General features: G+C 67.0%; 16 protein-coding genes. 8 read left to right on the forward strand and 8 right to left on the reverse strand.

Annotated elements, in window-relative coordinates:
* The first annotated feature begins 108 nt into the window (after window positions 1–108).
* On the forward strand, window positions 109–549 hold the full coding sequence (locus G9C89_RS13585; protein WP_172148778.1) for a DUF2269 family protein: 441 nt from the start codon (window positions 109–111) through the stop codon (window positions 547–549).
* Window positions 550–868: 319 nt separating this feature from the next.
* Here the strand turns inward: G9C89_RS13585 and G9C89_RS13590 are convergent, their stop codons facing one another.
* The gene (locus G9C89_RS13590) at window positions 869–1,522 is read right to left on the reverse strand and encodes a histidinol-phosphatase (RefSeq protein ID WP_172148780.1); all 654 of its coding nucleotides are present in this window, start codon (window positions 1,520–1,522) and stop codon (window positions 869–871) included.
* Window positions 1,523–1,660: 138 nt separating this feature from the next.
* On the opposite strand from G9C89_RS13590, the gene G9C89_RS13595 reads away from it, so the two are divergent.
* Together G9C89_RS13595 and ptsP are read left to right on the forward strand one after the other, a co-directional pair.
* Entirely contained in the window at window positions 1,661–2,140 is a 480-nt protein-coding gene (locus G9C89_RS13595; protein ID WP_172148782.1) for an RNA pyrophosphohydrolase, read from the forward strand.
* A gap of 19 nt (window positions 2,141–2,159) precedes the next feature.
* Complete coding sequence (gene ptsP / locus G9C89_RS13600) at window positions 2,160–4,439, forward strand: phosphoenolpyruvate--protein phosphotransferase (protein WP_172148784.1); 2,280 nt, start codon at window positions 2,160–2,162, stop codon at window positions 4,437–4,439.
* 64 nt (window positions 4,440–4,503) lie between these two features.
* Here ptsP and G9C89_RS13605 read toward each other — a convergent pair whose 3' ends face one another.
* Window positions 4,504–5,250 carry an NRDE family protein gene (locus tag G9C89_RS13605; RefSeq protein ID WP_172148795.1) on the reverse strand — a complete coding sequence of 249 codons (747 nt, stop codon included), beginning with the start codon at window positions 5,248–5,250 and terminating at the stop codon, window positions 4,504–4,506.
* 140 nt (window positions 5,251–5,390) lie between these two features.
* Here G9C89_RS13605 and G9C89_RS13610 point away from each other — a divergent pair, with 140 nt between their 5' ends.
* Genes G9C89_RS13610 through G9C89_RS13620 form a run of 3 tightly spaced genes read left to right on the forward strand, consistent with a single transcriptional unit; the run spans window position 5,391 to window position 7,778 of the window.
* Window positions 5,391–6,173 (forward strand): sulfite exporter TauE/SafE family protein, encoded by a 783-nt coding sequence (locus G9C89_RS13610; RefSeq protein ID WP_172148797.1) that lies wholly within the window; start codon window positions 5,391–5,393, stop codon window positions 6,171–6,173.
* A gap of 10 nt (window positions 6,174–6,183) precedes the next feature.
* A complete protein-coding gene (gene lgt / locus G9C89_RS13615; protein WP_172148799.1) occupies window positions 6,184–6,987 on the forward strand; it encodes a prolipoprotein diacylglyceryl transferase in 804 nt (267 codons plus the stop codon).
* Complete coding sequence (locus tag G9C89_RS13620) at window positions 6,984–7,778, forward strand: thymidylate synthase (protein ID WP_172148801.1); 795 nt, start codon at window positions 6,984–6,986, stop codon at window positions 7,776–7,778. The genes lgt and G9C89_RS13620 overlap by 4 nt, the downstream gene beginning before the upstream one ends.
* On the opposite strand, the gene G9C89_RS13625 is transcribed toward G9C89_RS13620, so the two are convergent.
* The 5 genes from G9C89_RS13625 to G9C89_RS13645 all read right to left on the reverse strand — a co-directional run bounded on the left by G9C89_RS13625 (window position 7,775) and on the right by G9C89_RS13645 (window position 15,571).
* A complete protein-coding gene (locus G9C89_RS13625) occupies window positions 7,775–8,890 on the reverse strand; it encodes an ABC transporter permease (RefSeq protein ID WP_172148803.1) in 1,116 nt (371 codons plus the stop codon). The two genes, G9C89_RS13620 and G9C89_RS13625, sit on opposite strands and share 4 nt — an antisense overlap.
* A 1-nt stretch (window position 8,891) precedes the next feature.
* Entirely contained in the window at window positions 8,892–11,606 is a 2,715-nt protein-coding gene (gene rbbA / locus G9C89_RS13630) for a ribosome-associated ATPase/putative transporter RbbA (RefSeq protein WP_172148805.1), read from the reverse strand.
* Window positions 11,603–12,568 carry an HlyD family secretion protein gene (locus tag G9C89_RS13635; protein WP_172148807.1) on the reverse strand — a complete coding sequence of 322 codons (966 nt, stop codon included), beginning with the start codon at window positions 12,566–12,568 and terminating at the stop codon, window positions 11,603–11,605. Before G9C89_RS13635 ends, rbbA begins: the two co-directional genes overlap by 4 nt.
* Before the next feature lie 141 nt (window positions 12,569–12,709).
* Window positions 12,710–14,074, reverse strand: a complete 1,365-nt coding sequence (locus tag G9C89_RS13640; protein ID WP_172148809.1) for a GTPase/DUF3482 domain-containing protein — start codon at window positions 14,072–14,074, stop codon at window positions 12,710–12,712.
* Window positions 14,075–14,182: 108 nt separating this feature from the next.
* Window positions 14,183–15,571 (reverse strand): DUF2868 domain-containing protein, encoded by a 1,389-nt coding sequence (locus G9C89_RS13645; protein WP_172148811.1) that lies wholly within the window; start codon window positions 15,569–15,571, stop codon window positions 14,183–14,185.
* 117 nt (window positions 15,572–15,688) lie between these two features.
* On the opposite strand from G9C89_RS13645, the gene G9C89_RS13650 reads away from it, so the two are divergent.
* Together G9C89_RS13650 and G9C89_RS13655 are read left to right on the forward strand one after the other, a co-directional pair.
* Window positions 15,689–16,201: a dihydrofolate reductase gene (locus G9C89_RS13650; protein WP_256674182.1), complete on the forward strand. Its 513-nt coding sequence runs from the start codon at window positions 15,689–15,691 to the stop codon at window positions 16,199–16,201.
* A gap of 124 nt (window positions 16,202–16,325) precedes the next feature.
* A complete protein-coding gene (locus G9C89_RS13655) occupies window positions 16,326–16,970 on the forward strand; it encodes a YitT family protein (RefSeq protein WP_172148815.1) in 645 nt (214 codons plus the stop codon).
* A 123-nt stretch (window positions 16,971–17,093) separates the two neighbouring features.
* Here G9C89_RS13655 and ilvD read toward each other — a convergent pair whose 3' ends face one another.
* The gene (ilvD, locus tag G9C89_RS13660) at window positions 17,094–18,941 is read right to left on the reverse strand and encodes a dihydroxy-acid dehydratase (RefSeq protein WP_172148817.1); all 1,848 of its coding nucleotides are present in this window, start codon (window positions 18,939–18,941) and stop codon (window positions 17,094–17,096) included.
* Window positions 18,942–19,022 lie beyond the last annotated feature (81 nt).

A 19,022-nucleotide genomic window follows, 5' to 3' on the forward strand; every position in this document is an offset into this window, starting at 1 on the left:
CGGGACCGCAATGTAGGCGGCCGTGCGGCGTTGCATTCAGCGGCGTCCGGCCTATGACACTGCTCAACGACCTCTTGCGTCGATAATCCGACAGGGAACCCAGCCGTTATGGATCCATACCTGCTACTGCGCATCGCCCACAGCCTGCCCGCCATCCTCCTGCTGCTCGGCGTGCTGGTCCATGTCTTCATGCTGTGGAAGGCCCGGCGTGGCGGCGATGCGGCCATCCTGCAGCGCAAGCTGCGGCGCACCCGCATGATCAGCCTGCCGCTGCTGGGCCTGCTGGCGTTGAGCTTGCCGGTCAGTGGCTGGGGCCTGGTGGATATGGTCGGCTGGCCGCTGGGGCAGACCTGGTTGCTGCTCGGCAGCATCCTGTTCGCGCTGATGATGCTCTGCGGGCTGTTGCTCGCCGGTCGCCTGGCCGCCTGGCAGGCGCTCGGCGAAACGCCGGCTGCCAGCCGCCTGCTGGGTTTTACCGCTGTCTATGCCGGGTTGATCGTCCTGCTGTTGCTGGTGATCATGGGCCTGATGGGCGCCAAACCGGCCTGATGGGGCAGGCACTCATGGAGATCCTGTGCTTATGCGCAAGGTCTGCAGCATTGTGGGAGACCTCCTGTCGTCCACACGCTGCGCTGTCGCGCAGCAAACTGGGTGCTCAAGGATCAAGACCGTAGGATGGGTTAGGCGCCCACAAATTGACCTGCTACCAGCAGAATAACCGCGCCGTAACCCATCATGGATTTCAGCCACGACAACCGGATACAGGTATAAATCGTTCGATGGGTATCGCTGCGCTCAACGCCATCCTACGGGCGAGTTGCGCCGGCATTTGTAGTGCGGAGGGGTTAGGCGCGGTGACAGGCGCTTGCTAGCGCAGCGAGATGATCGGCCAGCCGCGTTTCTCGGCTTCGTCGCGCAGGTTCGGGTCGGGGTCGACTGCCACCGGGTGGCTGACCTGTTCCAGCAGCGCCAGGTCGTTCATCGAGTCGCTGTAGAAGCAGCTGTCTTCCAGGCTGAAACCGCTTTCCGCCAGCCAGCGGTTGAGGCGGGTGACCTTGCCTTGCTTGAAGCAGGGCACGTCGGTGGTGCGCCCGGTGTAGCGCCCGTCGGCCATTTCGCATTCGGTGGCCAGCAGGGTGTCGACGCCCAGGCGCGCGGCAATCGGCGCGGTGACGAAGCGGTTGGTGGCGGTGATGATCAACAGCTTGTCGCCGGCGGCGCGGTGTTCCTCGAGCAGGGCTTCGCCCTTGGCCAGGATGATCGGTTCGACGCAGTCGCGCATGAACTCGCGGTGCCACTGCTCGAGTTGCGCCATCTCGCTGCGGCCGAGGATCGCCAGGCTGAAGTTCAGGTAGTCGCGGATGTCCAGGCGACCGGCCAGGTAGTCCTGGTAGAACTCATCGTTGCGCGCCTTGTAGGCATCGCCATCGAGAATGCCGCGCGCACACAGGTAATCGCCCCAGGCGTGGTCGCTGTCGCCGCCGAGCAGGGTGTTGTCGAGATCGAATAAAGCCAGACGCACGCGGCACCTTTCATCAAAACCTAGGAGGGCCGTCAGGATAACGACTTTTACCGGGCCTGCCCATTCGGGTGCTCGCGTTGCCGCTGTTGCAACCTTTGTGGAACAATGCCGAAACATGCGTTTACGAGGTTGTGCGCCGTGATCGATCCTGATGGTTTTCGCCCCAATGTCGGCATCATTCTGACCAATGAAGTCGGCCAGGTGCTCTGGGCGCGTCGGATAAACCAGGACGCCTGGCAGTTCCCGCAAGGCGGGATCAACGACTATGAGTCGCCGGAAGAAGCGCTGTACCGCGAACTGACCGAGGAAGTCGGCCTGGAACAGCAGGATGTGAAAATTCTCGCCTGCACCCGGGGTTGGTTGAGGTATCGTCTGCCTCAGCGTCTGGTTCGCACCCACAGTCAACCGCTGTGCATCGGCCAGAAACAGAAGTGGTTCCTGCTGCGTCTGACGTCGGACGAACAGCGGGTACGCATGGACCTGACCGGCAAGCCCGAGTTCGATGGCTGGCGCTGGGTCAGTTACTGGTACCCGTTGGGCCAGGTGGTCACATTCAAGCGCGAGGTTTATCGCCGCGCCCTCAAGGAACTCGCTCCGCGCCTGTTGGCGCGGGACTGATACGGACTAGAGCCGAGCCATGCTCAATACGCTGCGCAAGATCGTCCAGGAAGTTAATGCCGCCAAGGACCTCAAAGCGGCCTTGGGCATCATTGTGCAGCGGGTCAAGGAGGCCATGGGCAGCCAGGTCTGCTCGGTCTATCTGCTCGACCCGGAGAGCAACCGTTTCGTGCTGATGGCCACCGATGGCCTGAACAAGCGCTCCATCGGCAAGGTCAGCATGGCGCCCAACGAGGGCCTGGTCGGCCTGGTCGGCACCCGCGAGGAGCCGCTCAATCTGGAGAACGCCTCCGAACACCCGCGCTACCGCTACTTTGCCGAAACCGGCGAGGAGCGTTATGCCTCCTTCCTCGGTTCGCCGATCATCCACCACCGCAAGGTGATGGGGGTGCTGGTGATCCAGCAAAAGGAGCGGCGCCAGTTCGACGAGGGCGAAGAAGCCTTTCTGGTGACCATGAGCGCCCAGCTCGCCGGGGTTATCGCGCACGCCGAGGCGACCGGTTCGATCCGTGGCCTGGGCAAGCAGGGCAAGGGCATCCAGGAGGCCAAGTTCGTTGGCGTGCCGGGTTCGCCCGGCGCGGCGGTGGGTACGGCGGTGGTGGTTCTGCCGCCGGCCGACCTAGAGGTGGTGCCGGACAAACACGTCGAGGACATCACCGCCGAGCTGCTGCTGTTCAACACCGCCCTGGAAGGCGTGCGCACCGACATGCGCGCCTTGTCGGCGAAGATGGCGACCCAGCTGCGCCCGGAAGAGCGCGCGCTGTTCGACGTCTACCTGATGATGCTGGAAGACGCCGCCCTGGGTAACGAGGTGGTCAAGGTCATCAAGACCGGACAGTGGGCCCAGGGTGCCTTGCGCCAGGTGGTCAGCGAGCACGTCAATCGCTTCGAACTGATGGACGACGCCTACCTGCGTGAGCGCGCCTCCGACGTCAAGGACCTCGGCCGGCGCCTGCTCGCCTACCTGCAGCAGGCACGCCAGCAGACCCTGGTGTATCCCGATAATTGCATCCTGGTCAGCGAGGAACTGTCGCCGGCCATGCTCGGCGAAGTGCCCGAAGGCAAGCTGGTCGGCCTGGTTTCGGTGCAGGGTTCGGGCAACTCGCACGTGGCGATCTTCGCCCGTGCCATGGGGATTCCCACGGTGATGGGGGTGGTCGACCTGCCCTATTCGAAGATCGATGGCATCCAGCTGATCGTCGATGGCTACCACGGCGAGGTGTTCACCAACCCCAGCGAGCTGCTGCGCAAGCAGTATGCCGAGGTGGTCGAGGAAGAGCGCCAGCTGACCCAGGGCCTCGATGCTTTGCGTGGCTTGCCCTGCGAGACGCTGGACGGTTACCGCATGCCGCTGTGGGTCAACACCGGTCTGCTGGCCGATGTGAAGCGCGCCCAGGAACGTGGCGCCGAGGGCGTGGGCCTGTACCGCACCGAAGTGCCCTTCATGATCAAGGAGCGCTTTCCCAGCGAGAAGGAGCAGTTGGCCATCTATCGCGAGCAGCTGGTCGCCTTCCATCCGTTGCCGGTGACCATGCGCAGCCTGGATATCGGCGGCGACAAGGCGCTGAGCTATTTCCCGATCAAGGAAGAAAACCCCTTCCTCGGTTGGCGCGGCATCCGCGTCACCCTCGACCACCCGGAAATCTTCCTGGTGCAGACCCGCGCCATGCTCAAGGCCAGTGAAGGCCTGGATAACCTGCGCATCCTGTTGCCGATGATTTCCGGGATTCAGGAACTGGAAGAAGCGCTGCACCTGATCCACCGCTCCTGGGGTGAAGTGCGCGACGAGGGCATCGACATCCCGATGCCGCCGGTGGGGGTGATGATCGAGATCCCCGCCGCGGTCTACCAGGTTCGCGAGCTGGCGCGTCAGGTCGACTTCCTCTCGGTCGGCTCCAACGACCTGACCCAGTACCTGCTGGCGGTGGATCGCAATAATCCGCGGGTCGCCGACCTCTACGACTTCCTTCATCCGGCGGTGCTGCAAGCGCTGTGCAAGGTGGTCGAGGGCGCCCATGCCGAAGGCAAGCCGGTGAGCATCTGTGGCGAAATGGCCGGCGATCCGGCGGCGGCGGTGCTGCTGATGGCCATGGGCTTCGACAGCCTGTCGATGAACGCCACCAACCTGCCCAAGGTCAAGTGGCTGCTGCGTCAGATCAGCCTGGGCAAAGCCAAGGAGCTGCTGGCTCAGGTGATGACCATCGACAATCCGCAAGTGATCCACAGCACCCTGCAATTGGCCCTGCGCAACCTTGGCCTGGGCCGAATGATCAATCCGGCGTCGAATATCCAGGCCTGAGATTCTGTAAAAAACGTCCTGGCGCTCGATTTTCCACAACCTCTGAGCCCATGAGGGACGCAGCCTAGCGCTCGATCCTCACCTCGTTCAGGTGTGCGCCAAAGGGCCCGTAGCTGCGCTCGACCAGGGTTCGCGAGCCGTCGGCCTTGACCAGCAGCACCGTGCTGGCGCGGGTGCCATAGCTGTGGGTGGCGATGAAGATGCTCGAGAGCACGCGCTCGGTGTTCAGGCCGACGCCGGTGTCGGGCAAGCGCGCATCCTCGACTTGTTGCCCATCATGCAGCAGGTCCAGCAGGGACGGTACCTGGGGCGCTGTCAGGCATTCGCCGAGCAGGGCCTTGGCCTTTTCGACCTTGGGCCAGGGGGTATCCAGTTCGGCATTGGACAGCCCGTAGAGGCCGGCGCTCAGTTGCTCGGGTACGCCCGTGCGTGAATTCAGCAGCCAGAGGTGGTGGCGGTCGCCGACCAGCAGGTTGAACCCCGAGTAGTCGCCGGCCCGTTGCGCCGTCTCCCGCAGAAATGCCTCGGGGCCCAGTTCGCCGCGCAGGAATTGCACCGGCAGTTCGCCGCGCGAGCGCCCCCGTGGTGGCTGGCGCGGGTCGCGGATATTGGTCAGCGCGGCGAAGCGTGCGTGCGGGCCGATGCCCAGCCAGGTGCCGCCGGCCTCCAGGTCGCGTCCTCCGTAGAGGCCCGGTGCATCCGGCCACTGGGCCAGCGGCAGGCTGGGGCGGGCATAGAACTCGTCGCGGTTGGCGGCCATGACCAGCGGCAGCTCATGACCGGGACGCCAGGCGAATACGATCAGGCACATGGGAGTCCTTTCGCGGGCAGGTAGCTTGAAGTCCTAAGATTGCAGCGCAGCCACCCGATTGCGCAAGTGGTGGATTCCGCTTCGCGCTTCCCGCATCTGCCTGCGACGATTACCATTGCGCTTTGTTTTTGGGGGTGGCGATGGAACTCGTGCTGTATTTAATGCTGGGCGCCGCAGCGGGAGTGCTGGCCGGGCTGTTTGGCGTCGGTGGCGGGATCATCATCGTGCCGGTGCTGGTCTTCAGTTTCGCCGCCCAGGGCTTCGAGCCGAATGTGCTGACCCATCTGGCGGTGGGGACTTCGCTGGCAACCATCGTCTTCACCTCGATCAACTCGGTACTCGAACACCAGCGCAAGGGCGCCGTGCGCTGGCCGATCTTCATCTGGATGACCCTGGGAATTCTCCTGGGAGCGGCCCTGGGGGCCATGACCGCGGCCGCGATCAAGGGACCGCTGCTGCAGAAAATCATCGGCGTATTCGCCATCGTCATCGCCCTGCAGATGGCCCTGGAGTTGAAACCCAAGGCCAGCAATGTTGTCCCAGGCAAGCTGGGCCTGACCGCCGCCGGCGGCTTGATTGGCTGGGCCTCGGCGATCTTCGGGATTGGCGGCGGTTCGCTCAGCGTGCCCTTCCTGACCTGGCGCAGCGTGCCCATGCAGCAGGCGGTGGCGACCTCCTCGGCCTGCGGCTTGCCGATTGCCGTGGCCGGCGCGCTGACCTTCATGTGGCTGGGCTGGGACAGCCCGCAACTGCCGGACTGGAGCCTGGGCTTCGTCTATCTGCCGGCGATGGCCGGGATTGCCTTCACCAGCATGTTCTTTGCCCGCTTCGGCGCACGCCTGGCGCATCGTCTTTCGCCACGTCTGCTTAGGCGTCTGTTTGCCTTGCTGTTATTCAGCGTTGGCCTGAGTTTTTTGATTTGAGGAGTTACTGATGCTGCCTTACCCGCAGATCGACCCGGTGGCGATTGCCCTGGGCCCGCTGAAAATTCACTGGTACGGCCTGATGTACCTGATCGGTATCGGCGGCGCCTGGTGGCTGGCGTCGCGCCGGTTGAGCACCTTCGAGCCGAACTGGAGCAAGGAGAAACTCTCCGACCTGGTGTTCTGGGTGGCCATGGGGGTGATCCTCGGTGGCCGTCTGGGCTATGTGCTGTTCTACGACCTGGCGGCCTATATCGATCAGCCGAGCCTGATCCTGCAGGTGTGGAAGGGTGGCATGTCGTTCCACGGCGGCTTTATCGGCGTGATGCTGGCGAGCTGGTGGTTCGGCAAGCGCAACGGCAAGAGCTTCTTCCAGTTGATGGATTTCATCGCGCCGCTGGTGCCGATCGGCCTGGGCGCCGGGCGCATCGGCAACTTCATCAACGCCGAACTCTGGGGCAAGGCCACCGACCTGCCCTGGGCCATGGTCTTCCCGACCGACCCCGAGCAACTGGCGCGCCATCCGTCGCAGCTCTACCAGTTCGCCCTGGAAGGCGTGGCGCTGTTCGCCATCCTCTGGTTCTACTCGCGCAAACCGCGGCCGACCATGGCAGTGTCGGGCATGTTCGCCGCCTGTTATGGGCTGTTCCGCTTTATCGTCGAATTCGTCCGGGTGCCGGATCCGCAGCTCGGTTACCTGGCCTGGAACTGGCTGACCATGGGCCAGGTGCTCAGTCTGCCGATGATTCTTCTCGGGGTGGGCTTGATCTGGTTCGCCTACCACCGCCAAGCCGTCCAGGGAGCCGCCCGATGAAACAGTACCTCGACCTGATGCGCCTGGTGCGCGACACCGGCACCTTCAAGAGCGACCGCACCGGCACCGGCACCTACAGCCTGTTTGCCCACCAGATGCGCTTCGACCTGGCCGAGGGTTTTCCCCTGGTCACCACCAAGAAGTGCCACCTGAAATCCATCATCCACGAGCTGTTGTGGTTCCTTCAGGGCGACACCAATATCCAGTACCTGAAGGACCACGGCGTGCGCATCTGGGACGAGTGGGCCGACGAGAACGGCGACCTCGGTCCGGTCTACGGCTACCAGTGGCGCAACTGGCCGGCGCCGAATGGCGAGTCGATCGACCAGATCGCCAAGCTGATCGCGATGATCAAGAGCAACCCCGACTCGCGGCGCCTGTTGGTCACCGCCTGGAATCCCGCACTGGTCGAGCAGATGGCCCTGCCGCCGTGCCATGCGCTGTTCCAGTTCTACGTCGCCGAGGGCAAGCTGAGCTGCCAGCTGTACCAGCGCTCGGCCGACATCTTCCTCGGCGTGCCCTTCAACATCGCTAGCTACGCCCTGCTGACCCTGATGGTCGCCCAGGTTTGCGACCTGCAACCGGGCGAATTCATCTGGACCGGCGGCGACTGCCACCTGTACGCCAACCACCTCGAACAGGCCGACCTGCAACTGAGCCGCGAGCCGCTGCCACTGCCGGTGATGAAGCTCAACCCCGAAGTGAAGGACATCTTCGCCTTCAAATTCGAGGACTTCGAGCTGCTCGGTTACCAGGCCCATCCGCATATCAGCGCGCCGGTCGCGGTCTAGGCCGTCAGGCTGCTGCGAAAGCGCCGCAGCGCCAGGCCGAAGAACGCCAGGCCGATCGCCGTCAGCGCCGCCAGCTCGGGCCAGAGCACGCCCGGGCCGGCATCGCGAAACAGGATCGAGGTGCTCAGGCTGAGGTAGTGGGTGGACGGGGAGAACTGCATCAGCCACTGCAGCCACAGCGGCATGCTCTCCAGCGGTGTGCTGCCGCCGGAGAGCATCAGCATCGGGATGATCACCGGGATCGCCAGCAGGCCGAACTGCGGGATCGAGCGCGCCAGGGTGGCGAGGAAGATGCCCAGCGCCGTGCTGGCGAACAGGTAGAGCGCGGTCACCGCGAGGAACAAGGTGAGCGAGCCGGCCAGCGGCACGCCGAGCGCGCCCTTGACCACCAGCTCGAGCGACAGCCAGGTGCAGATCACCACCACCAGGGCGTTGCTCCAGATCTTCGCCAGCATGATCTCCAGTGCGGTCAACGGCAGCACCAGCAGGTGGTCGAGGGTGCCGTGCTCGCGTTCGCGCAGCAGCGCGGTGCCGGTCAGCAGCACGGCGAGGATGGTGATGTGGTTGACGATCTGTAGCAGCGCGAGGAACCAGCCGCCCTGCAGGTTGGCGTTGAACAGCGCGCGGCTGGTCAGCCCGACCGGCGCCTGTGCGGCGGCGTCCTGATGGCTGTAGTCGAGCAGCTCGCGCTGCAGGATCTGGCCGAGGTAGCGCGCGCCCATGAACGCCTGGCTCATGGCGGTGGCGTCGACGTTGACCTGCAGGGCCGGCTGGCGCCCGGCCAGCAGGTCGGCCTGGAAGTTCGCCGGCACGTCGATGACGAAGGTGAAGCGGCCGCTGTCCAGGGCCGCGTCCAGCTGGTCGTAGGGCAGCGCTTCGGGGATCTGGAATTCCGGCGGCTGCAGCGCCTCGGCCAGGCGCCGTGACAGCAGGCTGCGGTCCTCGTCGACTATGGCCACGCTGGCATGGTGCACGCCGATCACCGAGCCGGTGGCCGGCATGTAGACGGCCACGCTGAAGGCATACAGCAGGAACAGCAGCAGCACGCTGTCGTGGCGCAGGCTGGTCAGCTCCTTGAGGCCGAGGCGGAAGATATGCGCCAGCTTGTTCACCCTAGACCTCCTGCTTCTTCAGCAGCCACACGCTGAGCGCGCTGGCGACGAGGAAGAAGCCCAGCAGCGCCAGGCATTGCGGCCACAGGCTGCGCAGGTCGAGGGCCTTGGTGAAGGTGCCGACGGCGATGTCGAGGAAGTGCCCGGCCGGGAACACGTGGCCCATCAACGCCGAGCCGCCTTCCAGCGAGGAACGCGGCACGATCAGCCCGGAATACTGGATGGTCGGCAGGGTGGTGATGATCACCGTGCCGAGGATCGCGGCGATCTGGGTGCGGGTGAAGGCCGAGATCAGCAGGCCCAGGCTGGTGGTGGCGAGCAGGTAGAGCAGGCCGCCGAGCGCCAGGGTCAGGCCGCTGCCCTTGAACGGCACGCCGAACAGCAGGCGGTTGAGAGCCACCAGCATGGCCAGGTTGAGCAGGCTGATGACCAGGTACGGCAGCTGCTTGCCGAGCAGGAACTCCAGGCGGGTCAGCGGCGTGGCGTAGAAGTTGCTGATCGAGCCCAGCTCCTTTTCCCGCACCACGCCCAGTGCGGTGAGCATGGCCGGGATGAAGGCCAGGATCAGCGCCATCACCCCGGGACCGATGGCGTGCACGCTGACCACATCCTGGTTGTAGCGAAAGCGCGTCTCCAGGCGCGCCACGGCCGGCGCGGCGAGGGTCGGGCTGCTCTCCCGGGCCAGGCGTTCGAGGTTGGCCAGGTGCACGGCCTCGATATAGTTGCGGCTGGTCTCGGCGCGAAACGGCATGCCGCCGTCGAGCCAGGCGGCCACCTGCGGCTGGCGCCCGGCCAGCAGGTCGCGGCCGAAGCCCGGCGGGATCTGCAGCGCCAGCTTCAGCTCCGAGCGTTGCAGGCGCCGGTGCAGCTCGCCGGCGTCGCTGATCGGCGCGCGCTCGTCGAAATAGCGCGAGCTGCGGAACGCCTCCAGGTAGGCGCGGCTGTGCGGCGACTGGTCCTGGTCGAGGGCGGCGAAGGCGATGTGCTCCACGTCCAGGGAGATGCCGTAGCCGAAGATCACCATCATGAACAAGGCGCCGAACAGGGCGAAGGCCAGGCGCACCCGGTCGCGCAGCAGCTCCATGCTCTCGCGCACGGCCAGGGCGCGCAGGCGGCGCAGGCTGAAGCCGGGCTGCAGCGGCACGGCGCCGGCGGTCGCGGCGGCAACAGCCGCTGGCGGCGCCGCGGGGCTGTCGCCCTGGGCCTGCTCCAGGCAGCGGACGAAGGCCTGTTCCAGGTCCTGCGCGGCGAACTGCTGCTGCAGCGCGGCCGGGGTGTCGCAGGCCAGCACCCGCCCGGCATGCATCAGCGAGATGCGGTCGCAGCGCTCGGCCTCGTTCATGAAGTGAGTGGAGAGGAAGATGGTCACCCCCTGCTCGCGCGACAGCTCCAGCAGCAGGCGCCAGAAGTCGTCGCGCGCCGCCGGGTCGACGCCGGAGGTGGGTTCGTCGAGGATCAGCACCTCCGGGCCATGGATCACCGCCACCGCCAGCGACAGCCGTTGACGCAGGCCCAGGGGCAGGGCGCCGGCCGCGTCGCCGGCGTGTTCGGTCAGACCGAAGCGCTCGATCAGCGCCTGGCTGCGCGTGCGGCCCTCGCTCGCCGGCAGGTCGAACAGGCGCGCATGCAGTTCGAGGTTCTGCCGCACGCTCAGCTCGCCATACAGCGAGAAGCTCTGCGACATGAAGCCGACCCGCTTGCGCGTGGCCAGGTCGCCGGCGTCCACCGGCTGGCCGAGCAACCGGGCGCTGCCCGCGCTGGCCGGCAGCAGGCCGGTGAGCACCTTCATGGTGGTGGTCTTGCCGCAGCCGTTGGAGCCGAGAAAGCCAAAGATCTCGCCGCGGCGGATGGCGAAGCTGACCTTGTCCACCGCGGTGAAATCGCCGAAGCGCAGGCTGAGGTCGCGGGCCTCGATGGCGATCTCGGCGGACTGCGCGGGCAGCGGCGGGATCAGCAGCGCCTGGCGCGGCGCGGCGCCGCCCTGGAAGTGGGTGAAGGCTTCGTCCAGGTGGCCGCTGGCGGTGACCCTGGCCAGCTCGGCGGTACGGCCCGCGGCGATCAGCCGGCCGCGGTCGAGCATCAGGCAGTGTTCGAACTGCTCGGCCTCCTCCATGTAGGCGGTGGCCACCAGCAGGGTCAGCTGCGGCCGGCCGCCACGCACCTGCTCGACCAGTTCCCAGAAGCGCCGGCGCGACAAGGGGTCGACCCCGGTGGTCGGCTCGTCGAGGATCAGCAGGTCCGGCTCGTGGATCAGCGCGCAGCACAGCCCGAGCTTCTGCTTCATGCCGCCGGACAGCTTGCCGGCCGGGCGCTCGGCGAAGCGGGTCAGGTCGGTGGCCGCCAGCAGGTTGGCCATGCGCGCCTGGCGCTCGGCGCGGCTCAGACCGAACAGGGTGGCGAAGAAGTGGATGTTCTCGGCAATCGACAAGTCGGGGTAGAGGTTGTGCCCCAGCCCCTGGGGCATGAAGGCGATGCGCGGGTACAGGCTGGTGCGGTGGCGGCGCTGCTCGATCGGCCCGCCGAGCACCTCCAGGTTGCCGCGCTGCAGCTTCTTCACCCCGGCGATCAGCCCCAGCAGGCTGGACTTGCCGGCGCCGTCCGGGCCGATCAGGGCGCAGCGCGCACCGACCGTCAGCTTGAAGTCGATCCCGTCCAGCGCCAGCTGCTTGCCGTAGCCATGCTGCAGGCCTTCGGCGCGGATCGCCCAGGCGCTCATTGCAGCTCGGCCGGCCAGGCGACCTCGGCGCTGCGCACATAGCCGGCGCCGGGCATGCCCGGCTTGGCCTGGGGCACGGCGGCCGGCTCGGTCAGGCGCAGCTTGACCCGGAATACCAGCTTCTGCCGCTCGTCACGGGTCTCCACCTCCTTGGGGGTGAACTGCGCCTTGGCGGCCACATAGGCGATCCTGGCCGGCAGCGGCCGCTCGGGCAGGGCGTCGAGCAGCACCCGCGCCTCGTCGCCCTGGGTCAGGCGGCCGGCGACGGCGGCGGGCAGGTAGAGGTTCATGTACTGCTCGCCGGGGTCGATCAGCAGCAGCACCCGGCCGCCGGCGCCGAGCACCTCGCCGGGCTCGGCCAGGCGCAGCTGGACCAGGCCGTCGAGCGGCGCGCGCAGGCTGCTGTCGTCGATCTCACTGCTCAGCTGGGCGACCAGCGCCTGGGCCGCGCCGATCGCCGCGCGGGCCGCCGAGACCTGGGCGCGGGCGGCCTCCAGGGCGGCGCCGGCGGTGTCGAAGCGCGCCTGCTGCTGGTCGAGTTGCTGGCGGCTGGTGTGGCCACGCCGGAACAGCTCGCGGAAGCGCTTGAGGTCCTGCTCGGCCAGCCGCCGCTCGCTCTCGCGCAGGCGCACGGTGGCCTGGCTGGCGGCCAGGTTCTCCTCGGCGCGGCGCACCTCGGCCTCGGCCTGGGCGCGCTGGGCCTCCAGGGTGCGGGTGTCCAGGCGGGCGAGCAACTGGCCTTTCTGCACCCGGTCGCCTTCCTGCACCCGCACCTCGGCCAGGCGCCCGGGGTACTTGCTGGCGATCTGCACCTCGGTGGCCTCCAGGCGCCCGTTGCCCATGGCCAGGCCTTCGGGCAGACGTTCCCTGAGCGACAGCCAATAGCCGAGCAGGCCGGCGGCGAGCAGGCCCAGCAGTAGGGGCACGACGAACAGGCGGGAAGGGCGGAGCTCGCTAGACATGAATTGCATCCTGCAGAGTGACGCAGCCAGTGTGCCAGCGCTGCCGGTGTGGGTCTTGATGCGCATCAATCGACAGTCATCGCCGGAGGCAGCTGGCCGCTAACCGATCGGCGCGGCTACCCCGCGCGCACCCGTGTGTGCTTAAAGCTGGCTCGCCAGTACGTCGACCTGCGCCTGGCGCTCCAGCTGTTGCAGGCGCGCGCGGGGATTGAGCGATGACCACTCGGGGTGGGCGCGGGCCCTGTGCAGGGCGTCGGGCAGCTTGCCCTCGCGCCACAGCGCCTCCTGCGGCGCAGCCAGTTCGAGGGTGCCCATGGCCGCATGGCCGCGGGCTTCCAGGGCTTGCAGCAACAGTTGCTGGCGCAGGGCGAGCAGGCGCAGCACGGCGTCGTCCACGCTCAGTTCGCGCTGACCCTTGAGTTTGCCTTTCAGGCGGGCGCCGTAGCCGCGCAGGGTCTGTGCGCCGCCGCCGATCAGGGCGCCGAGGGCGGCCGCGGCGCCGAGGGTGACGCCGCCCACCAGCAGGTCGATGCCGACGCCGGTGGCGGCGCCGGCGGCCATGCCGCCGCCGACCTTGACCCCGAGCTGCTTGAGGGTTTCCGGGTTGAACAGGTCGTCGCCCCAGCGGCCGTCGAGCAAGGGCACGGCTTCGGCCTTGGCGTCGTCTGGGCGGAAGGCGTAAAGCCGCAGCAAGGCCTCGACGCAACGCTGTTCGCGCTGGCGGATGGTCTCGCGCAACTCGCGGATCGCGCCTTGCTCCAGGGTTGGCTGGGCCGCCACGCTGCGTCGGCAGGCGGCGCAGTCGAGCAGCAGCTCGGCGATCAGCCGGGTGCCGCTGTGGCGGCGGGCCTGGCGCTGCGCTTCATGGTCGTCGATCAGCCGTTGCAGCTGAGGCCGGGCCTTTTCCTGCAACAGGGCCAGGCTCTCGTACAGCCGGCGTTCGCCATCCAGCGGCGGCGCCACGCTGTCGAAGGCGACCCGCGCATGCAGGCCGAGGCGGGCCAGGGCCTGGTACCAGTCGTCTTCGCGGTGCTGGCGGCCGGCGACGAAGTTCAGCACCGGCAGCAAGGGCCGGCCGCACATGGTGAGGATCGCCAGCTCGTCGCGGTATTTGGCCAGCACCGGCTCGCGGGCGTCGATCACGTAGAGGCCGGCGTCCGAGGCGAGCAACTGGCGCAGCACCTTGGCCTCCTGCTCGAAACGCTGGCGCGCCTCGCTGCCATCGAGAAAACGCGCCAGGCGTGCCGGGCCGTCCAGGCGTTCGCCGGGGCGTTCCAGGCGTTCCAGGTAGTCGAGCAGGGCGATGGCGTCTTCCAGGCCGGGGGTGTCGTACAGCTCGAGCAGCGCCTGGCCGTCCACCGACAGGCGCGCGCCCTCGACATGGCGGGTGGTGCTGGGGCGATGCGAGACCTCGCCGAAACCGACGTCGCGGGTCAGGGTGCGCAGCAGCGAGGTCTTGCCGACATTGGTGTGGCCGACCACGGCCAGCTTGAGCGGTTGGCTCATCGTAGGCTCCGTAGGGTGGATGACGCTTTACCCATCCACCAACAACGATGGTGGATGAAAAAGGCGTCATCCACCCTACCCAGCTCGCGTAGCCTGGATTGAACGATATCAGTCATGGCCGCTCTCCAGCCAGCTCAGCGGTGCGCTGTCGCTGTGCGCCAGCTGCAGCTGGTCCAGGGCGGCGTGCCAGTCGCCGAGGCGTTCACTGTCCAGGGCTTCGCCGGGTTGGCCCGGCAGCAGCCAGATGCGCGTGGCTGCCGCCGTACGGGCCAGTTCGCCGAGCAGCGCCAGGCTGCCGCGATCCGGCGAGCGGCGCGGGTCGCAGGCGATCGCCAGGCGCGCCGGGGGGAAGCGGGTGAGTTGTTCGAGCAGGTGCTGGCGCTGTTCGCGGCTGTCGATCACCCCGGCGTCGCTGATGCCCTTGGGCAATGCCGGTGGCCAGGGCCGTCGCTCGTCCAGTTCGATGGCGACCAGTATGGCGCCCTGGCTGTCTTGCGGGTTGCTGCCGGCGGTTGGCTGCGGCCACTGTGCGGGCGCCGCATCGCACACCCCGAGGCGTTCGCTGCTCGGTTGCAGGCGTTCGCGCAGCAGGCTGTAACCGGGCAGGCCGACGTCCAGCTGCAGGGCGGCGCAACCCCGGCGCCAGCGCCACAGGCAGAACAGCCCCAGCAGCAGGCGCGGCAGCAGGCCGTAGACCAGCAGCACGCCGACCAGCCAGCCGGCCCAGCTCAGGCGCGCGGCTTCGCTAGCCAGGGCGCTGTCGCCGCTGGCACGGATCAGCTCGGCATCCGGCAGGCTGAAGCCGAGCAGTGCCGGCAGCGCACCGAGGGCCTGGGTCAGGGCGATAAAGGTTTCACCGCCGAGAATGGTGCTTTCCCAGACGAAGCCGTAGCGACGGGTGGCGAGCAGCGTCAGCAGGCTCAGCAGTGCCGCCAGCAGGGCCAGCAGCCACAGGCCGTGGACCAGCACGCCCAGGCCCCAGCGGCCGAGGCGTTGGCGTTGCAGCAGCACCAGCAAGGCCGGCGCCAGTTGCGCGGCCTGGGCGTCGCGGGCGAGTTTTTCGCTGAGCCACAACCACAGCCGGCCGAGGGCGCCGGTGCTGTCGCGCGCCAGCAGCAGGCCCAGGGCCCAGCCGAGCAGCATCAGCAGGTTGAGGCCGAGCAGGCTGCCCAGGGCCCAGAACACATTGACCGGGCGCTGGCCGTCGCCAAGCGCCGCAAGCGCCAGGCCGATGCCGCTGAGCAGGGCCAGCAGCAGCAGCGCCGCCAGGGCCAGGCGCGCGCCCTGCAGCCAGTGGCGCAGGGCCTGCAGCTGACCGTCACGCTCGGCGAGCAGCAGGGCGCGGGCCTGAATGCGTTCGGCAAGATCGCCGCCGCCGGCCTGGGCGCGACGATTGGCTTCGCGGTCTTCCAGCGGACCGGCGTGCTCTTCGCGCAGGCGAATCGCTTCGCTGAGCCAGAGGCGCTGGAGTTTGTTCGGAGCAGGTTCGGTGGTCACGCGGCGTCTCGTTGGCCAGGTCGAGTCTGAGCATAACCCGTGCTGCCGTGTTGGGCTAAGCCTTGTCCGTCCGGGGTCGGCTGCACGGGCAGCGGTTGCTCTGCTATGCTCGTCGCCATGAAAAATTCCCTGCCTCTCTGCCTGATCGCCGCCCTCGCGGACAACCGCGTGATCGGCCGCGACAACCAACTGCCCTGGCGCCTGCCGGCCGACCTCAAGCACTTCAAGGCGCTGACCCTGGGCAAGCCGATCATCATGGGGCGCAAGACCTGGGACTCGCTCGGCCGGCCCTTGCCGGGCCGGCTCAACCTGGTGGTCAGCCGCCTGCCCGGCTTGCAGCTCGAGGGCGCCGAAGTCTTCGCCTCGCTCGAGGCGGCCATCGTCCGCGCCGAGCAGTGGGCCCATGAGCAGGGGGTCGACGAACTGATGCTGATCGGCGGCGCGCAGCTTTACCAGCAGGCGCTACCCTTGGCCGCACGGTTGTACCTGACCCGGGTCGAGCTGAGTCCCGAGGGCGATGCCTGGTTTCCAGAGTTTGACGCTGCGGCATGGCACTGCACGGCCTCCGAGACCTTTGCGCCTCTGGAGCAAGCGCCGGCATACGCCTTCGAGACGTGGACACGACGCTGAGCGTGGCGAGCAGTTGCGCATGTGATGGGCTGCGGTCCGCGGCTTTCTTGATCTCGGCCAATTCGCCAGAGCATTTGTTGGTCTAGGATTGCTGACTTGCCCACAGCACCTACAGGCTTGCACCATGGCTGCAGTCAAATCCGATAGCCCGCAGGCGGACACCCTGGCCGCGATCATCCGTCATCCGCTGTGGGAGGATGCCCTGGCCCTGTTGATGGGCACCGCCATGGTCGCCCTGGGCATCGCCCTCTATGCCCATGCGGGGCTGCTGACCGGCGGCACCGTGGGCGTGGCCTTCCTGCTCAAGTACCTGCTCGGCTGGTCGTTCGGCTGGTCGTTCTTCCTGATCAACCTGCCGTTCTATGCCCTGGCCATCTGGCAGATGGGCTGGCAGTTCACCCTGCGGACCTTCTGCGCGGTCGGCCTGGTGTCGCTGCTGGCCGAACTGACCCCGCAATGGATCGGCTTCGCCCAGTTGAATGTGCTCTATGCGGCCTTGTTCGGCGGCTTCGCCATGGGCCTGGGGCTGTTGATGCTGTTCCGTCATCGCGCCAGCCTCGGCGGCGTGAATATCCTCGCGCTGTACCTGCAGGAGCGCTTCGGCCTGCGCGCGGGCAAGGTGCAGATGGGCATCGATGTGGCGATCGTGCTGGCGGCGGTGTTCATCGTGCCGCTGGACAAGGTCGCGCTGTCGATCCTCGGCGCGGTGGCGCTGAATCTGGTGCTGGCGATCAACCACCGGGCCGGGCGCTATATGGGCGTGAGCTGACGCGGCGCTTCCGCGGGCATGGCAACTAGGCGTCCCCCCGCTCCTGCGATGGGCACCTATCGCCAGCGACCGTACATAACAGAAGCCCGGCACTAGGCCGGGCTTTTGGGTGTACGTGACGTGTTAGGGCACCAGTTTGTCCAGCAGCGCCTTGTCGCGCACCGCGCCCTTGTCGGCGCTGGTGGCGAGCAGGGCGTAGGCCTTCAGTGCCGTGGTGACCTTGCGTGGGCGGTTTTCCACCGGCTTCCAGCCCTTCTTGTCTTGTTCCACGCGGCGTGCGGCCAGTTCTTCGTCGCCGATCAGCAGGTTGATCGAGCGCTCGTGGATGTTGATCAGGATCTTGTCGCCTGCGCGCACCAGACCGATGGCACCGCCGGCGGCGGCTTCCGGCGAGGCGTGGCCGATCGACAGGCCCGAGGTGCCGCCGGAGAAGCGGCCGTCGGTGAGCAGGGCGCAGGCTTTGCCCAGGCCCTTGGACTTCAGATAAGAAGTCGGATAGAGCATTTCCTGCATGCCCGGGCCGCCTTTCGGGCCTTCGTAGCGGATGATGACGATATCGCCTTCCTGCACTTCGTCGTTGAGGATGCCGCGCACGGCGCTGTCCTGGCTCTCGAAGATCTTCGCGTTGCCTTCGAAGATATGGATGGACTCGTCCACCCCGGCGGTTTTCACCACACAGCCATCGACGGCGATATTGCCATAGAGCACTGCAAGCCCACCCTCTTGGGAATAAGCATGCTCGACGCTGCGAATGCAGCCGTTCTCGCGGTCGTCATCCACCGTATCCCAGCGGGTGCTCTGGCTGAACGCGGTCTGGGTCGGGATGCCGGCCGGGCCGGCGCGGAAGAAGGTGTGCACGGCCTCATCGTCGGTCTGGGTGATATCCCACTTGGCGATGGCTTCGCTCATGCTCTTGCTATGCACGGTCGGCAGATCGGTGTGCAGCAGGCCGCCGCGGGCCAGCGAACCGAGGATGCTGAAGATGCCGCCAGCGCGGTGCACGTCTTCCATATGGTACTTCTGGATGTTCGGCGCGACCTTGCACAGCTGCGGCACCTTGCGCGACAGGCGATCGATATCGCGCAGGTCGAAATCGATCTCGGCTTCCTGGGCGGCGGCCAGCAGATGCAGGATGGTGTTGGTCGAGCCGCCCATGGCGATGTCCAGGCTCATGGCGTTTTCGAACGCCTTGAAGTTGGCAATATTGCGCGGCAACACCGACTCGTCGTTCTCGCCGTAGTAGCGTTTGCACAGTTCCACCGCGGTGCGCCCGGCCTGCAGGAACAGCTGTTCGCGGTCGCTGTGGGTGGCCAGGGTCGAACCGTTGCCCGGCAGGGCCAGGCCCAGGGCTTCCATCAGGCAGTTCATCGAGTTGGCGGTGAACATGCCGGAGCAGCTGCCGCAGGTCGGGCAGGCACTGCGCTCGTACTCGGCGACTTTCGCGTCGCTGGCCGAATCGTCGGCGGCGATGACCATGGCGTCGACCAGGTCCAGGCCGTGGCTGGCCAGCTTGGTCTTGCCGGCTTCCATCGGCCCGCCGGAGACGAAGATCACTGGAATGTTCAGGCGCAGGGCGGCCATCAGCATGCCGGGGGTGATCTTGTCGCAGTTGCTGATGCAGACGATGGCGTCGGCGCAGTGGGCGTTGACCATGTACTCGACCGAGTCGGCGATGATCTCGCGGCTGGGCAGCGAATAGAGCATGCCGTCGTGGCCCATGGCGATGCCGTCGTCGACCGCGATGGTGTTGAATTCCTTGGCCACGCCGCCGGCGCGCTCGATCTCGCGGGCGACCAGTTGGCCCATGTCCTTCAGGTGCACGTGACCGGGCACGAACTGGGTGAAGGAGTTGGCGATGGCGATGATCGGCTTCTTGAAGTCCTCGTCCTTCATCCCGGTGGCGCGCCAGAGGGCGCGGGCGCCGGCCATGTTGCGGCCGTGGGTGGAGGTTTTCGAGCGGTAATCGGGCATGTCGATAAGTCCTGCAAAGGCTGTTCAGGTCACGCATTCGGTGGCGATCGCGTGGGCGACGGCACCGTGCGCACAACGGGC

It is taken from the genome of Pseudomonas tumuqii (assembly GCF_013184545.1).
Classification (GTDB): domain Bacteria; phylum Pseudomonadota; class Gammaproteobacteria; order Pseudomonadales; family Pseudomonadaceae; genus Aquipseudomonas; species Aquipseudomonas tumuqii.

Excerpts from the sequence above, each read along its gene's own strand:
- rbbA (WP_172148805.1), bottom strand. The coding sequence starts at position 11,606 with ATGAGCGCCTGGGCGATCCGCGCCGAAGGCCTGCAGCATGGCTACGGC.
- G9C89_RS13605 (WP_172148795.1), bottom strand. The coding sequence starts at position 5,250 with ATGTGCCTGATCGTATTCGCCTGGCGTCCCGGTCATGAGCTGCCGCTG.
- ilvD (WP_172148817.1), bottom strand. The coding sequence starts at position 18,941 with ATGCCCGATTACCGCTCGAAAACCTCCACCCACGGCCGCAACATGGCC.
- G9C89_RS13585 (WP_172148778.1), top strand. The coding sequence starts at position 109 with ATGGATCCATACCTGCTACTGCGCATCGCCCACAGCCTGCCCGCCATC.
- G9C89_RS13650 (WP_256674182.1), top strand. The coding sequence starts at position 15,689 with ATGAAAAATTCCCTGCCTCTCTGCCTGATCGCCGCCCTCGCGGACAAC.
- ptsP (WP_172148784.1), top strand. The coding sequence starts at position 2,160 with ATGCTCAATACGCTGCGCAAGATCGTCCAGGAAGTTAATGCCGCCAAG.
- G9C89_RS13620 (WP_172148801.1), top strand. The coding sequence starts at position 6,984 with ATGAAACAGTACCTCGACCTGATGCGCCTGGTGCGCGACACCGGCACC.
- G9C89_RS13655 (WP_172148815.1), top strand. The coding sequence starts at position 16,326 with ATGGCTGCAGTCAAATCCGATAGCCCGCAGGCGGACACCCTGGCCGCG.
- G9C89_RS13640 (WP_172148809.1), bottom strand. The coding sequence starts at position 14,074 with ATGAGCCAACCGCTCAAGCTGGCCGTGGTCGGCCACACCAATGTCGGC.
- lgt (WP_172148799.1), top strand. The coding sequence starts at position 6,184 with ATGCTGCCTTACCCGCAGATCGACCCGGTGGCGATTGCCCTGGGCCCG.
- G9C89_RS13635 (WP_172148807.1), bottom strand. The coding sequence starts at position 12,568 with ATGTCTAGCGAGCTCCGCCCTTCCCGCCTGTTCGTCGTGCCCCTACTG.
- G9C89_RS13610 (WP_172148797.1), top strand. The coding sequence starts at position 5,391 with ATGGAACTCGTGCTGTATTTAATGCTGGGCGCCGCAGCGGGAGTGCTG.